The 14,190-nt window shown below is 68.3% G+C and carries 12 protein-coding genes and 1 pseudogene; 5 read left to right on the top strand and 8 right to left on the bottom strand.

Features of this window, described 5'->3' with window-relative positions; translation table 11 throughout:
- Positions 1 to 350 precede the first annotated feature (350 nt).
- The 5 genes from AB0C20_RS02745 to AB0C20_RS02725 form a co-directional block, all read right to left on the bottom strand.
- A complete protein-coding gene (locus tag AB0C20_RS02745) occupies positions 351 to 3,392 on the bottom strand; it encodes a tetratricopeptide repeat protein (protein WP_357567107.1) in 3,042 nt (1,013 codons plus the stop codon).
- Between the two features lie 165 nt (positions 3,393 to 3,557).
- On the bottom strand, positions 3,558 to 3,911 hold the full coding sequence (locus AB0C20_RS02740) for a DoxX family protein (RefSeq protein ID WP_357567105.1): 354 nt from the start codon (positions 3,909 to 3,911) through the stop codon (positions 3,558 to 3,560).
- 180 nt (positions 3,912 to 4,091) lie between these two features.
- The gene (locus AB0C20_RS02735) at positions 4,092 to 5,726 is read right to left on the bottom strand and encodes an FAD-dependent oxidoreductase (RefSeq protein ID WP_357567103.1); all 1,635 of its coding nucleotides are present in this window, start codon (positions 5,724 to 5,726) and stop codon (positions 4,092 to 4,094) included.
- Positions 5,727 to 5,840: 114 nt separating this feature from the next.
- Entirely contained in the window at positions 5,841 to 6,380 is a 540-nt protein-coding gene (locus AB0C20_RS02730; protein ID WP_357177993.1) for a hypothetical protein, read from the bottom strand.
- A gap of 41 nt (positions 6,381 to 6,421) precedes the next feature.
- The gene (locus tag AB0C20_RS02725) at positions 6,422 to 7,276 is read right to left on the bottom strand and encodes a sigma-70 family RNA polymerase sigma factor (RefSeq protein ID WP_357567101.1); all 855 of its coding nucleotides are present in this window, start codon (positions 7,274 to 7,276) and stop codon (positions 6,422 to 6,424) included.
- A 120-nt stretch (positions 7,277 to 7,396) separates the two neighbouring features.
- Between AB0C20_RS02725 and AB0C20_RS02720 the strand changes: the two genes are divergently transcribed.
- Positions 7,397 to 7,765, top strand: a complete 369-nt coding sequence (locus AB0C20_RS02720) for a DoxX family protein (RefSeq protein ID WP_357567099.1) — start codon at positions 7,397 to 7,399, stop codon at positions 7,763 to 7,765.
- Between the two features lie 159 nt (positions 7,766 to 7,924).
- Here AB0C20_RS02720 and AB0C20_RS02715 read toward each other — a convergent pair whose 3' ends face one another.
- Positions 7,925 to 8,833, bottom strand: a complete 909-nt coding sequence (locus tag AB0C20_RS02715) for an amidohydrolase family protein (protein ID WP_357567097.1) — start codon at positions 8,831 to 8,833, stop codon at positions 7,925 to 7,927.
- Between AB0C20_RS02715 and AB0C20_RS02710 the strand changes: the two are divergent.
- Positions 8,800 to 9,444, top strand: a pseudogene (locus AB0C20_RS02710) (MMPL family transporter); the annotation flags it as partial. The gene AB0C20_RS02715 and the pseudogene AB0C20_RS02710 overlap by 34 nt on opposite strands.
- 180 nt (positions 9,445 to 9,624) lie before the next feature.
- Here the strand turns inward: AB0C20_RS02710 and AB0C20_RS02705 are convergent.
- Positions 9,625 to 12,153, bottom strand: coding sequence for an excinuclease ABC subunit UvrA (locus tag AB0C20_RS02705; protein WP_357567164.1), 2,529 nt, complete (start codon positions 12,151 to 12,153; stop codon positions 9,625 to 9,627).
- A 220-nt stretch (positions 12,154 to 12,373) separates the two neighbouring features.
- The gene (locus AB0C20_RS02700; protein ID WP_357567095.1) at positions 12,374 to 12,799 is read right to left on the bottom strand and encodes a pyridoxamine 5'-phosphate oxidase family protein; all 426 of its coding nucleotides are present in this window, start codon (positions 12,797 to 12,799) and stop codon (positions 12,374 to 12,376) included.
- Between AB0C20_RS02700 and AB0C20_RS02695 the strand changes: the two genes are divergently transcribed.
- From AB0C20_RS02695 to AB0C20_RS02685, 3 genes are all read left to right on the top strand, one after another.
- Positions 12,776 to 13,042: a hypothetical protein gene (locus AB0C20_RS02695; protein ID WP_357567093.1), complete on the top strand. Its 267-nt coding sequence runs from the start codon at positions 12,776 to 12,778 to the stop codon at positions 13,040 to 13,042. The genes AB0C20_RS02700 and AB0C20_RS02695 overlap by 24 nt on opposite strands.
- A 473-nt stretch (positions 13,043 to 13,515) precedes the next feature.
- Positions 13,516 to 13,749: a hypothetical protein gene (locus AB0C20_RS02690; RefSeq protein ID WP_357567091.1), complete on the top strand. Its 234-nt coding sequence runs from the start codon at positions 13,516 to 13,518 to the stop codon at positions 13,747 to 13,749.
- A gap of 100 nt (positions 13,750 to 13,849) precedes the next feature.
- On the top strand, positions 13,850 to 14,050 hold the full coding sequence (locus AB0C20_RS02685) for a hypothetical protein (RefSeq protein ID WP_357567089.1): 201 nt from the start codon (positions 13,850 to 13,852) through the stop codon (positions 14,048 to 14,050).
- Positions 14,051 to 14,190 lie beyond the last annotated feature (140 nt).

Below are 14,190 nucleotides of genomic sequence, written 5' to 3'. Positions count from 1 at the left end.
ATGATTGCAGCCTCAATACGCAGCCCGATCCCTGCCAGGACAAGGAGTCCCGCAATGACATACGTTTCGGCGTGCCCGGAGTCGCTCGCCATCGTGAGCACGCAGGCCAGGAAACCTCCAGCTATCGCCATGGTTCCAAGTACACGCTTGCTGGCAGCTCGCCGAGATCGAAGGTCCACAGGGCGACCGTACCCGGAGACTTCGCTTCTCACCCTCGCCTGCGCCATCACCTGCTGGCGCCGACTCGACCACTTCCAAAGAGTTAGGAGCTCTTAATGATGCTGGCCGTGTCCGGTCGAGGTGAGGACCGTTCTACCTGAACGTCGGGTGACACCAGCAGCCCTGCCCGGCTACTCCTCCACCGACTTGCGAGATGCCCCATTTAGCCTCGCCCGAATCTCGGCGAGGGCGTGCGATGCGCGGGCCTCGACGAGCCGGTACCCGGCCCGGTGAGCGAGGTCGATGGCGAGCGTGGCTCGGGCCTGGGCTTCGTCGAGGACATCGAGGTTCAGCAGCGCCATGGCCGAGCCGCGCAACGCGTCAGCCTCACACCAGCGGAAGCTGGTCGAGCGCGCCACCTGCAGGGCTCGGTTGTGATGGTCTGCGGCTTCGGCGGGCAGGCCCAACCGCAGACAGACATCACCGAGGGCGTTGAGCGCCCACGCTTCGGTGCCGCGGTCACTGATCTTCCTGGTCAGTTCGACTGCCGACCGGGCGTCGTCGAGGGTTTGCTCCGATGGGCCGGTCTGACAGTGCAGCAGCGCACGGCCGGACAGCGCGGTCGCTTCGCCGTAGTGATACCCGAGTTCACGGTTGGCGGCCAGCGCCCGGGCGTAGAACTCCTCGGCCGTGTCCGGGTTGCCGAGGTCACGGTGCACGTTCCCGAGATCCACGAGCAGGACGGCGACGCTGAAGCGGGCGCGTTGCCGCTCCCCCAGTTCCAGCGCCCGGCCGAAGTGCTCCAGCGCTTGGTCCAGCAGGCCCAACTGCCAATAGGCGAAGCCGAGATTCGCCAGTGTCATGGCGCTCCCGGCGCCATTCCCCAACTTGTGTTGAAGGTCCAGCGATTCCAGCCCGCAGTCGATCGACGCGTGGGGGTCACCGAGGCGCTGGTGCACCGCACTGAGATTGTTCAGCACGGCGGCGCGGCCTTCGTGCCAGCCGTCGGCCGCGTTCCGCCGTAGTGCACTGTCGAGATGGTCTTGTGCCTCGACGTAGTGGCCCATGTTGACGTAGGCGAGCGCGATGCTCTGGTGCATCGCAGCTTGCGCCCGTTCGTCGCCCTCGCCGTGCGCGGCTTCCAGCCCCAACGAGGCCATCTCCACCCATTCCGTCCGGTGACCGCGCTGGTGGAAATAGGCGCGGAGGGCGTCGACGATGTGCCATGCCAGCGGTCGTGGACCTCGCGCCGCTGCCTGACCGACCGCGGCGGCGAGAGTCGGCCACTCGGCGTCGAGCCAGGCGAGCGCACTGTTGTTGTCCGGGAAGCTGATCCCGTTCTCCACCTTCCTCGGCAGCCGCAGAAAGTGAGAGATGAGCTGCCTGCCCGCCGCGTCAGCCGTGTGCAGGTAATGGTCCAGGACGAGTCGGCGAGCGTGTTCGAGCTCGACAGCGGTGTCTTCTACCAGCGCCCGGCCGACCGCATACCTTCGGAGCAGGTCGTGGAGCCGGAAGCGCCCGCGTGTGTATTGCTCGATCAGGTGCGCCGCGGCCAGTGCCTTTATCAGTCGGTCAGTCCGAGCCGGGGGCAGCCCGGCGGCCACGCTCGCGGGCAGTGCAGTGAACGTCGGTCCCGGCAGCAGCCCGAGGCGACGGAAGAGCAGGCGATGCTCCGCCGGAAGCGCCCAGTAGGACGAGGCGAACGCTCTCGTGACGGCACTTTCCTCGGCGCCGTCCACGGTGAACCCGGCCAACCGGTCGCCATCGGAGAGTTCCTGCACCAACCCGGTGATCTCCGCCTTCGGAATAGCGACGATGTTGGCCACCGCGATCCGCAGTGCGAGCGGCAGGTGACCGCAGAGATCCGCCAGCTTCCCGGCTGCGGCTGCTTCGGTGGCGACCTGGTCGACGCCGAGCGAGGCCTCCAGCAGCCGGCGAGAGTCGGCGGCGGTGAGCACGGACAGCGACAGTGTTTGCGCGCCGGTGCGGGCGATCAGCTCTCCGAGCCGCTGCCTACTGGTGAGGATGACCGTGCCCGCCGACGGAATCAGCGCGTACACCTGGGCGGCGTCGCGCACGTTGTCCAGCACCAGCAGGACGCGGTGGCCGGCCAGCAGTGAGCGGAACAGGGCGGCCCGGCCCGCCGCATCCGCTGGGATCAGCCGGTGATCGACACCGAGGCTGCTGAGCAACTGGAGGAGTGCGGCGGACTCGCTGAGCGGGTCGTGCTCGGCGTCGAAGCCACGGAGGTCGAGGTAGAGCTGCCCACCCGGGAACCTCTCCCGGTGGCGGTGGGCCCAGTGGAGGGCGAGCGCCGTCTTGCCGACGCCGGCGGTGCCACTGATTACCCAGATCTTCGGGCCCGACGCGGATTCCAATCCGGTGTCGAGCCGGGCGAGTTCTTCTGCGCGTCCGGCGAACCCGTGGGCGGCGGGCGGTAACTGCGCCGGTCGTACCGGCTCGGGTGGTGATGTGTCGATGGGTCTCGCGGCCGGATCCAGAGCCGGGTCCGCGCGCAGGATCGCGGATTCCAACCGCACCAGTTTTGGTGCCGGATCGAGGCCGAGGTCGCCGGCCAGTCGCTTCCGCAGCGTGCGATAGACGTCGAGCGCGGCGGCGGTGCGGCCGTCGCGGTGCAGGGCCAGCATGAGTTGGCCCACGAGCCGCTGCCGCAGCGGGTGGTCGGTCACGAGCCGGGTGAGCTCGGCGAGCAGCCGTCGGCCGTCGCCCAGCCGTAGTTGGGCGTCCAGGCGGTCTTCCAGGGCGGTCCATCGGGCTTCATCGAGGTGACCGCACAGGCGTTCGGCCACTTCGGTGGACGCCACGCCTGCGAGTGCCTCGCCGTGCCAGAGGGCGAGCGCCTGGTCGATCAGCTCGACCGCGCGCTCGTCTTCCGACGAGCGAGCCGCGAGAATCAGGTCCGTGAACCGATGCGCGTCGATCACGAGCGGATCCACGTGTATGACGTAGCCCGCTCCCCGGCCGACGATGGCGGGCCCGTCGCCGACCTGCCGAAGCGCCGCACGTAGCCGGGATACGAGCGTCTGGATCGAGGCTCGTGCGGACGCCGGCACATCCTCGCCCCAGACGAGGTCGACCAGCCGGTCCAGCGGCACCATTCGGTTGGGTTCCAGCAGCAGGACCGCGAGCACCAGGCGCTGCTTGCGCGAACCGAGATCGACCTGTTTCCCGCCCGCCCATGCCTCGACTGTGCCCAGGATCCGAAACTCCACGATCCTAACCCCCCGACTGTTCGCCGTTATGCCGCGATCGATCAGATCGACCTGGCATTGGACACGCTGCAGGTTGCGATCCGGCGCAGGCGCTTCAACGTCCCACCAGCCGAATACGAAGCGTTACGCGCGATGACCAAACCCGCGCCGTCGTCGCGTGTTCGATCATGCGGTTTGGACGGTGAAGGCCAGCGTCGCCGAGCAGATGACCAACATGGCTGTCGCGTTCAGGAACAGGTTGCGGCCGAAATCGCGGGCGCGGACGTGCGCCGAGACCGCCACCGCGAAGTAGCAGACCAGCGCCGCAGACACGAACACCGCCAGCGGCGGAACCCAGATCCCGACGATGAGCCCAGCCGCTGCGGCAGCCTTGAGCGGGGGGAGAAACTTCCAGAAGCGTTCGGGGAACCGGACGTCGGTCAAACATTGCCGAATGAAGGCGACCGGCTTTACGCATAGCAGCGCGTCGCAGAGCTGGATCACTGCCAACAAGGCCAGCGGCCACCAGGGTTGCACCATCTCGAAGGACTCCTCAGGTAAGGGGTCACGATCAACCACACTGGACGTGAATGAAGCCTCACCATGTCGGACGACGGTGACCCGCCATCGTCTACGGCCCGTTCTCGACTTCTGCTGCCGTGCCGGTCAGCCACCCTGCCTCAGTGGAAAGGCTCAGCCCTCCTCGGTGTCTTGGCCTTCTCACGTGCCCGGCTGTCGTCGGGTGGCGGCAGCGGGTGGGGGGTGCGCGCCCGCGCCGAGGACGTGCTTGGCCACCGCGTCGGCGCAGGGGGTGTGCGCGCGCCAGTGGAGGTAGCCGTCCGGGCGAATGAGCAACGCTGTGCCGGGCTTTGCTCGGTAGGCCCGGCGAAACGTACGGTCGTGGTCGATGACCACCCGGCCGGAGAACGACGTCGACCGCGCGGGCGTGATCAAGCAGGTGTGCACCTCGTCGGGAAGAGCATCACAGTCGAGGCGGCCAGCGGAGGCGTCACCAACGAGGAGCAGCGTCCATTGTGGCCCGCGCAGTAGGTCGAACAGCCGCAGCGGCTGCCCGGTTGCGGTATCGACGAGGCGGGCGTCGGGGGCCCGATCGCCGGGTCGGACGCGGCCGCCGGACAGCTCGTCGTCCGCCAGGGGCCCGTCGTGGTAGCCAATGTCGATCTGGGACACACGTGCGGCGAGCCTGCGGTTGATCGAGGGTCGGCTGAGTAGCGGCAGGAGCAGGCGTTGCACGGCGAACCGGACGAGTGGATTGCGGTTGGTGACCACGTCGAGGATGTTGGTGCTTTGCGCCAACGCACGACGGGCGACGGGAAGGCGTTCAGCCTGGTAGGTGTCGAGCAGGGTGTCGTCGTGGCCGTTGAGGCAGGCGGCCAGCTTCCATCCCAGGTTGTAGGCGTCCTGGATGCCGGTGTTCATGCCCTGCCCTCCGGTGGGCGGGTGCACGTGCGCGGCGTCGCCGGCGAGCAGGACTCGACCGCGGCGGTAGCCCTCGACCATGCGGACGTTGACCCGGAAGTTCGACAACCAGGTCGCGTCGGACAGGCGAACCTGCGGGTGGCCGGTGCGTTCGTCCCATAGCCGCTGGAGGGCCTCCAGGGTGGGCTCGAGGTCGTCGCCGACGGCGATGCTCGCGCCGATCTGCCACTGCCCGGTCCCGGGCAGGCCAGCCAGACCGAGGAATGACCCGTCGGTGCCGAGCCATGCGTGTGAGCGAACGGCTCCGTCGACTTCGGGGCGCCAACCGGGAACTGTGACATCACCGAGCAGGTAGCGCTGCGTCTCGTCGGACGAGCCGGCGAACTCCAGGTCGAGTGTGCGGCGCACGGTGCTCTGCGCGCCGTCACAGCCGACGAGGTAGCGGACGGTCAGATCCTCCCGGCCGCCGTCGGGTGTAGTGACCACGGCGCGCACCGCGTCGCTACCAGCGGTGAACGACTCAAGGCGGGTGTTGAACCGAATCGCGGAACCGAGTTCGTGCAGCCGCCGTGCGAGCAGCGTGGTGGTGCGCCACTGGGGAATCATCACGATGTTCGGGTACGGCAAGTCCGCCCGCGGCTCGGCGAGACCGGCGGGTATCCGCGCAAGGCCCCGGCCATCGCGGTACAGGGTGATGTCCTGGCGCGACTGGCCGTGTCCCAGAACCGCGTCGATAACACCGAGATCGTCAAGCACCTCCAGGCTTCGAGGTTGCAGGCCCTTGCCTCGGGACTGACGAGGCAGTGCGGGCGCGGCCTCGATCAGCACCGCGCGAACTCCACGGCGGGCCAGATCGACAGCGAGGGTGAGCCCGGTCGGGCCGGCCCCGACGATCAATACATCGGCAGCGGGCATCTGTCTCCTCCTTCTAGGCGATGAACCCCGGTAGCAGTCACGATGCCCAGCGCGAGCGCAACAGCGACGGCAATCACGGCGCCCGTCCGCAGGCGGGGGCGCCCGAGTGGGACCTCAGACATGGGGAATCAGGTCTGGCAGTAGGTCGAACACCGCACGTCGACTGGCAGCGTCGAGCGGTGGGCGGATGGCGTTCGCTCCGATCAGGAGAAGATGCGGCAGCAGGGCGGCGGCACGCGCCCGGGTCGGGTCAGGCACAACGCGATTCCAGAGGGTCTCGAGGAAAGTGAGCCGTGCGCTGTCGACGCGTTCGACCACGCCACGCGCACCGTCGTTCCCGATCGCCCACGCCCGCAGCGCCCGATCCAGCTCGGCGTCGAACAGCTCGTCGAGCCGCGAGGGAAGGGCCCGCAGGGCATGGACCGGATCGACTGTCGCGAGCTCGCCTGACAGCCCATCCAACAGGTTGACCTGTCCATGCTCGATATGAGTCAGCAACGCCGCGTGGTAGTCGGCGACCCCCGTGAAGTGGTGATGGAACGACCCCTTCGTCAGGCCGAGGCGGGCAGCCAGACGGTCGATCCGCAGACCCGCCGGCCCCTCGTCGGTCAATACCACGACACCCTCGCCGAGCCAGAGTTCACGTGTTCCCATCAATCGACCGTACCATACGGTATGGTATGCAGCTTCGAGAATCACGTACCCCAGGCAGCGGGGAGGGACACGGACCCGCGCTCGTAGGGCGTGATGTCGATGCTCGTGACGAGGCCGTCGTGGACGCCGATCCGGATCAATGCGAATGGGTGGCCACCAGGGGCGATCACCGCTCCTGGGTGACCCTCAACGAGGACCGGGGCGGCGGCGGCGATGCGGTCCACGAACGCCCTGGTCTCCTTCGCGACCGGCCAGGCGCCCCGGACGACAGGCGCGGTGCCGTCCGCGAGGAATCCGAGGTCGGCCGTACGGACGACGTCAGGCGCCAGGAGCGTGACGAGCCGCGCGATGTCGCCGCCACGGGCCGCGGCGAGGAACGCGTCGATGATCTCCATCTGGTGGGCGGATCCCGGCAGGTCGATCGCACGAGCGTCCCTGAGCCGGATCCGCGCTCGACTCGCGAGCTTCTTCGCCGCGGCCACCGTCGTGTCGAGCACGGGTCCGATCTCGTCGAACGGGACGGCGAAGAGGTCATGCAGCACGTAGGCCACCCGCTGCGGGGGAGACAGCTCGTCGAGCACGACCAGCAGTGCCCGGGAGACGTCCTCACGACGGACGAACGCCTCGTCGGCCGCGAGCTGCTCGCCGGGGATGTCGTCGGCCGTGAGCGGGACCTCGCGCCGGCGATGGCGGGCGCGAAGCTGGTCGAGGCACAGGCGTGCCGTCACCGTGGTGAGCCAGCCCTCGGGGTTGACCAGTTGCGCCGGGTCGGCCGACCGCGCGCGCAGCCAGGCGGCCTGCACCGCGTCTTCGGCATCGTTGTGCGAGCCGACGATGCGATAGGCCAACGACATCAGTCGGGCCCTCGAGGCCTCGAAATGGTCGACGAGTTCCACGTCTGGTCACCTTTCCTGCGTGCCGGGCGTCAGTAGGGGCGAGAGACCACAACCTGATGAACCCACGCACGTGGAGGCACCTGTGAGTTTACCGATTACTCGATCGCGCCGGCGCGCGTCATGATCGCCGTACTGGAGGGCGTTCTGGTCGTCGCTACCATCCTTTGCGCCCTCGCCAACGCCATCGAGGTGACCGCCAAAGTGATCAGGGCGGACTTCGTGATGCGCAACTGCGCCGAGGTCGGGCTGTCCGCGCGGTGGATCCCCTACCTCGCGCTGGTCGAGGGGGCCGGCGTCGTGGGTCTGGTGCTCGGCCTTCTCGGCGTACGTCCCTTCGGATTGGCCGCAGCCCTCGGCCTCGTCCTGTTCTTCGTCGGCGCGCTCGTGGCTCACGCCCGCGCGCGGGTGTTCCACAACATCGCGTTTCCCGCGGTCTTCCTCGTCTTCGCCGTCGCCGCCGTGGGGCATTTCGCGTCGACGAGCGCCTGATCAATCGCCGACCGGCCTTTGCGGTGCACGGGCTGAGGGTCAGTGTGCCGGGGCCACCGATCCGTGCCGCCGAAGGAGATGAGGTGGCTGCACACCTCTACACATGACGCGCGTCACCCCGGGCCATGACGCCGCCGAACAGACGGTCCGCCGTGGCACTCACGGAATCCGGTTCCCGCCGTTGCCGGATTGGACGAGTCGGAAGAAGAGCCGGGCGGCGCTCCGCTGCGCTGCCCGTTGGAGGCGCGCGGCCACCCGGCGGTCCGGGTCTGGCGTGCTGCCGGTGGCCAGGCGTGGAAAGAGGGCTTCGGCGTTGGTGCGGTTGACCGCTCGCAGTTGCCCGAGTTCGAGGCAGGTGTCGATTCCGTTGGCGAAGTACTGCCCGGCCGGGATGGGCGCGAAGGGCCAGTCGCTGCCGAAAAGCACACGCCCGGGTCGGGCGAAGGCAAGCAGTGTGGGCAGGGCGGCAGGGCTTGAGGACAGGGCGGTGTCAAAGTAGAAGGTGCGGAAGTCGTCCAGGATGTCCAGCGGGCTGCGTGCGGTGTCGGCGGCGATGGCCAGGGCCATGCGGTGTGAGGCGTAGGGCAGAAAACCTCCGGCGTGGCTGAGGACGAACCGGATTCTGGGGTATCGCCGGAGAACGCCGGTTCGGACGAGGAGGTAGGCCGCTCGGGTGGTGTCGAGCAGGAAATCGGCGGCGAACGGTGGGATGCCGTCGATGGCTGGTCCGGGCAGGTCAGCGGGGTGGACGAAGACGACGGCGGCGCGCTCGTCCAGGGTCTGCCACAGCGCATCCTGGTCGGGGCCACCGAGGTAGTCGCCGTTGCTGTTGGCCAGCAGAGTGACGCCGTCGGCGCGTAGTTCGTCGAGGACGCGACGGGCCTCGGTGGTGGCGGCCGCGATGTGGGGCATCGGCAGGGTGGCGAAGAACCCGAATCGGGTTGGATGCTCGGCGGCCAGCCCCGCTGCGTAGTCGTTGAGCTGCCGCGCAAGGTCGCCGGCTTCGGTCGGGCTGGTGAGGAAGCCGGTGCCGGGATGCGCGGGTCGGAGGCAGCACGGCGATCGCACTCGACACACAACAATCGGCAGCCCGCGACGCCAAAGTGATCATCCCCGTCGTACTGATCGTGGTCTTCCTCATCCTCGCACTGCTGCTACGGGCGATCGTCGCACCGCTGCTGCTCATGGCGACGGTGGTGCTGTCGCTCGGAGCGTCCCTCGGCGTGAGCGCGCTGGTGTTCAACCACGTGTTCGACTTCGCCGGGGCAGACGCGAACTTCCCACTCCTAGTGTTCGTGTTCCTGGTCGCCCTCGGCATCGACTACAACATCTTCCTGGTCAGCCGGGTACGGGAGGAGACACAGCTACACGGCACCCGACAGGGTGCCCGGGCTGGACTGTCCGCCACCGGCGGTGTGATCACCTCAGCGGGTCTCGTCCTGGCCGGTACCTTCGCGGCGCTGGGATCACTGCCCTTGGTGTTCGCGGCGCAACTGGGGTTCACTGTGGCGTTTGGCGTACTACTGGACACGATGATCGTCCGCTCGGTGCTGGTCACCGCACTGACAGTGGACGTTGATCGATGGATGTGGTGGCCCAACGAACTGTTCACGCATCACGACGACCCCCGGCCGCCGGCGGGCACGCCCGAACCCGCTGCCCTGAGCGCACGCAGCTGACAACCGTCGGAACTGGGCCGTCCGGCGAGGGCTGGAACGGCCCAGTATGGCTGGAACCTGACCGCGTGGTTCCGGCTGAATTCGGTGGGTGACACGTTGACCGGGCCGGACGCAAACCGAGGGGAACGCGCCCAGCGGACAAGCGGCGGCGGCCGAAGGGCGCGCGCTTCCGCACCGATATCAGGCATGGACGCTCCTCCTCGACGGGTGGCTGGACAGGGGGGCAGCGGCCCCTGGGCAGCCCAGGTCTTCACGTATCTCCAGGAGCGGTAGGCCCGCCGCGTACCGCCGGAAGAAGCTGGCGGTCGGGGTGTCGGCTGTCGCGACGGCCTCCGGGGCGCCCGCCGCGACCACCGCGCCCCCATCCGGACCGGCTCCCGGCCCCAGGTCGATCACCCAGTCCGCGGACGCGGCGACAGCTATGTCGTGTTCGGCCACGACGACGGTGTTGCCCGAATCCAGCAACACGTCGAGCGCGTCCACCACACGCTGGATGTCAGACGGGTGCAGGCCCGAGACGGGCTCGTCGAGAACGACGAGACCAGCCTTGCGGCTCCCAGCACCGCGTTGGATGGCGGACGCCAGCTTCAGCCGCTGCGCCTCGCCGCCGGACAACTCTGTGGCGCTCTGCCCGAGTTGGAGATAGCCGAGCCCGACCTGGTTCAGAGCTCCCAGGGTTTCTGCGAGCTGTCGGGGCTCGGAGAACTGCTCCACGGCCTCGGCGACGGTGAGCTCCAGCACCTGATCGATGGCCAATCCCCGGTACGTAACCTCCAACGCATCCGGCTTGTAGCGCCGGCCCTCGCACCCGTCGCACACCACCCACACGTCCGGCAGGAAGTGCATGTCGACCAGTTTTCGGCCGTAACCGGTGCAGGTTTCGCAGCGGCCACCGCCTGCGGTGTTGAAGCTGAACCAGGAGGCGTCGACCCCGCGCCCGCGCGCGATGTCGGTCTCGGCGAACAGCTTGCGGACGATGTCGAACGCCTTGCTGTAGGTCGCCGGGTTGGATCGCGGCGTCCGTCCGAGCGGTTCCTGATCGACGACGGCGACCCAGCTGAATCCCTCGACGCCGGTCACCTCCCGCACCGCGTCGGTCGCCGTTCCGTCCAGGGCGGCCCCCACGCTCGCCCCGAGCGCGGCGAGGAGGCTGCTCTTGCCGCTGCCGCTCACGCCGGTCACGCAGGTGAGCCGACCAGCGGGGAACCTCACCAGGCTCGCGGTCACGTTGTGCGCACGCAGGCCGTGCAGCTCCACCCAGTCGGTGTCGTCCCCGGCGGGGCGGCGGGTCCGGTGCAGCCGCGGCCCTTCGCCGGCCAGATAGCGCCCGGTCAGCGACGTGGGATGAGCGGCCACGTCGGCGGGAGGCCCGGACACGAGGATCTCACCGCCGAATCGGCCGGCGCCCGGCCCCATGTCGATCACCCAATCGGCTCGGGCGATCAGCTCCGGGTCGTGCTCGACGAGGAGTACGGTGTTGCCGGCCTCGCGCAGCTCCAGGGCGATGTCGAGCAGGTGCGCCTTGTCCGCCGGATGCAGCCCGGTGCCGGGCTCGTCCAGGACGAAGATGATGCCGCTCAGTTCGGTGCTGAGCTGCGCGGCGAGTCGGGTGCGCTGCAACTCGCCCCCGGACAGTGTCGCTGCGCTCCGGGACAGTTGGAGACGGGCCAGGCCGAGCCGGTCAAGGATTCCGAGCCGGCGGCCGAGGTCCTGCAGCAGCGGTTCGCCCACCTCACGCTGCCGGGCGTCCAGCTCATCCGCGACGCGTTTAGCCCAGTCGCGTACCTCCCGCACCTCGACCTCGAGCAGGTCGGGGTAGGTCAGTCCGCCGAGCCGCACGGACCGGGCCACCTCGTCGTATCCGCTGCCGCCACAGGTGCCGCAGGGCTGCTTGCGCATGTACGGCAGGTAGCGCTGCTTGGCGCTGGACGTCTGGGCGTTCACGAACACCCGCTCCACCTCGGCGAGAGCGCCCCGCAGCGGCTGGCTCGAGGTGTAGGTCACCAGGGCCCGCTCATTCCTGTTCGTCATGTCGACGGTCGCCTCGATCTTCTCGTCACCTGTGCCGTGGAGCACGCAACGGCGGAACTCCTCGGGCAGCGACTGCCACGATCGGCCGAGGTCCACGCCCCGCTTCTCGGCAAGCGCCGGCACGAACGCGTGTTCCCCCGACCGCCATTTCGCGTACCAGGGCGAGGCCCCCTCGAACAGCGGAAGCTCCGGGTGGGTGATGACCAGGTCCTCCTGCGCCTGCCAGCGCCCGCCCACCCCGTGGCAGTCCGCACAGCTCCCCTCCGGCGTGTTGCGGTCGAAGTGAGCGGTCGTCAGATGCTCGTTTCCACTCTCCCCCGCCGGGTCTGCGCCGATCCCTGGAAGGCGCGAGTACAGCAGCCCCAGGTGCCCGTCGATGCCGGTGATCGTTGCGACGGTGGAACGGGGGTTACGGTTCAGGCGGCGTTGGTCGACAGCGAGCGTCGCGCCGAGGCCCAGAATGCGGTCGACCTTCGGCCGGTTGCGCTGCGTTATGTACTGCCGTACAAAGGGCGAAAGCCCTTCCAGATACCGTAGCTGGGCTTCGTTGTGCAGGGTGTCGATGGCCAGCGAGGTCTTGCCGCTGCCGCTCACTCCGGTGAAGGCGACGAGCTGTCCTTTGGGAATGCTGACGGACACGTCCCGCAGATTGTTGGTACGAGCCCCCACCACGTCGATGGTGTCGCGTCCCACCCTTGCGACGCCCGATCCGATTTCAGTCAACCTTCGTCCACCCTCTCGCCCACGAGGCAGGGCATGGGCGTGCAGCCCCTGCCCCTGCCCCTGCCGAACAAACCGAACACGCCCTTCGCCGCAGGTCGCCGTCCAGGGGACCTGCGTGGATGCCTCACCGATCTCCCATGACGTGGCTGGTCCCGATCCGGCCACTGCTGGGGGATCAGGGCTGGGACAGCGCAGTGAGCTTCGCGACGTCGGGCGCGTAGGCGGCCATCCAGTGCGGTTGCAGCCGGTAGTAGACAACATCGTTGTCCCAGTCGAAGAGCTCCTCGCCATAGAAGTCCTTGAGGTACGCGAGCAGGTCCGGCCAGTCATCCGCCGGCTCGCCGTCGTGGGGGTTGAGGATCTCGGCCCTGCCGTGCGTGAACACGCCCAGGTCCTCACCGCGCATGTGCGCGGCGCTCACTGCGGGCCGCGCCGAGAGGTGGCGCGCCTTGGCCGAGTCGCGCGCCGTGCCGAAGAGCCACTTGCCGTGCAGAAAATGCCCATCGACACCACTGATCCGCGGCTCGCCCTTCGCCGTCACTGTGGACAGGGCGAGGGTGCACATGCCAGTGAGGACGTGGGTGAGCTGCTGCGCGGTCAAGGTGCGCTCGGTGCTGATGATCGAGCGGAGGTGCGAGGTGGAACGGGACAGGGAGGCATCAAGGAGCGCCTGAAGCCCTGTGAGTTCTTCCGAAGTTTCGCGCACGAAAGTCCTTATCTGTTCGTATCTATCCGGGTTTCCGGTTTACGCCGCACCATCGGCGTCGACCAGCAACCCATGCTCGACCCAAAACCTGACACCTTGTGTCTTGATTTCTTCATCGGTTTCGCGCACACCACGTGAACGGCACACCCGAACTGACGGCGCTCGCAGGAAGTCCTGCCGGTCGACCTACCCACGTCGGCAGACCCGAGGCCCCGACGACGGCTCGCCGGGTGCGAGTGGGATGCGTCCGCCGCAGGGGTCGATCTGAGGGCCGCGGGCCACCTCGACGACGTGGCAATGGGTCACACCGGCGTGATGCGCTGGAACGTCCGCGGCAAATGGGTGGTCTCCAGAGGACATCACCCATGAGCCACTCATCGACGACGCGACCTTCGAGCAGGCCCAAGCGATACCGCAACGACGCGGACGGGGAACCGGCGGACAACACGTCCGACAGCGCACCCGCAACCCGTACGTCTTCCGGGGCATGATCTGCTGCGCCGCCTGCGGCCGACGCATGCAGGGCCAGTACAACCACGGCGAGCGCCTACTACCGCTGCCGCTTCCCGCAGGAGTATGCCCTCGCCAACCACGGTGAGCATCCGAGCAACGTGGACCTGCGCGAGGCTGCCCTCACCGACCTGATCGACAGCTGGCTGGCCTCCGCCTTCGCACCCCACCACATCGAATCAACGATCACCGCGATGACCGAAGCCCTGCCCTTAGATCATTCGCCCGCAGCGGGCACAGCAGCTCAGATGATCATCATCGAGTGCGACGCCAAGTTGGAGCGCTACCGCGCCGCCCTCGACGCCGGAGCCGACCCGGCGGTGGTCACCGGCTGATCGCGCAGACCCAGGCCGAACGCAGCCGTGCGGAGGCAGATCTCCGGCGAACACGGGCACCGCCCCGCGCAGGATGAGCCGAGCAGAAATCACGACCCTGGTGACCGCGCTCGGCGACATCACCACCGTGCTCCGCGACGCAGATCCCGCCGACAAGGCCGAGGTCTACCGACAACTCGGTCGCCGGATGAATACCAGCCTGGAACGCAAACGGTGCGCGCTGCAATCGATCTCAGCGCGCACCATGGGGCAATGGTTCGTGCCCGAGGGGCAACACGACCCATTGCCCCACCGCCGATGACGCACAGCGCAACTCTGAAGCTCGCGCAAGTCTAGCTGTGGTGGTGACCCCGCAGTACGGCGGCCCGGTCAGGATCGATCAGCTCGAACAGCCGCGACGGTCGAGACAGACCCCACACCGACGTGTCGACCAACTCGGCG

The sequence above is a fragment of the Micromonospora sp. NPDC048843 genome (assembly GCF_040649965.1).
Taxonomy (GTDB): domain Bacteria; phylum Actinomycetota; class Actinomycetes; order Mycobacteriales; family Micromonosporaceae; genus Micromonospora; species Micromonospora hortensis.
The sequence above is the reverse complement of the archived record's forward strand: the minus strand, read 5'-3'. Positions and strand labels throughout refer to the sequence as shown.

Coding starts and splice junctions, on each gene's coding strand:
- AB0C20_RS02740 (WP_357567105.1), bottom strand. CDS start 3,911: ATGGTGCAACCCTGGTGGCCGCTGGCCTTGTTGGCAGTGATCCAGCTC.
- AB0C20_RS02735 (WP_357567103.1), bottom strand. CDS start 5,726: ATGCCCGCTGCCGATGTATTGATCGTCGGGGCCGGCCCGACCGGGCTC.
- AB0C20_RS02730 (WP_357177993.1), bottom strand. CDS start 6,380: ATGGGAACACGTGAACTCTGGCTCGGCGAGGGTGTCGTGGTATTGACC.
- AB0C20_RS02720 (WP_357567099.1), top strand. CDS start 7,397: ATGATCGCCGTACTGGAGGGCGTTCTGGTCGTCGCTACCATCCTTTGC.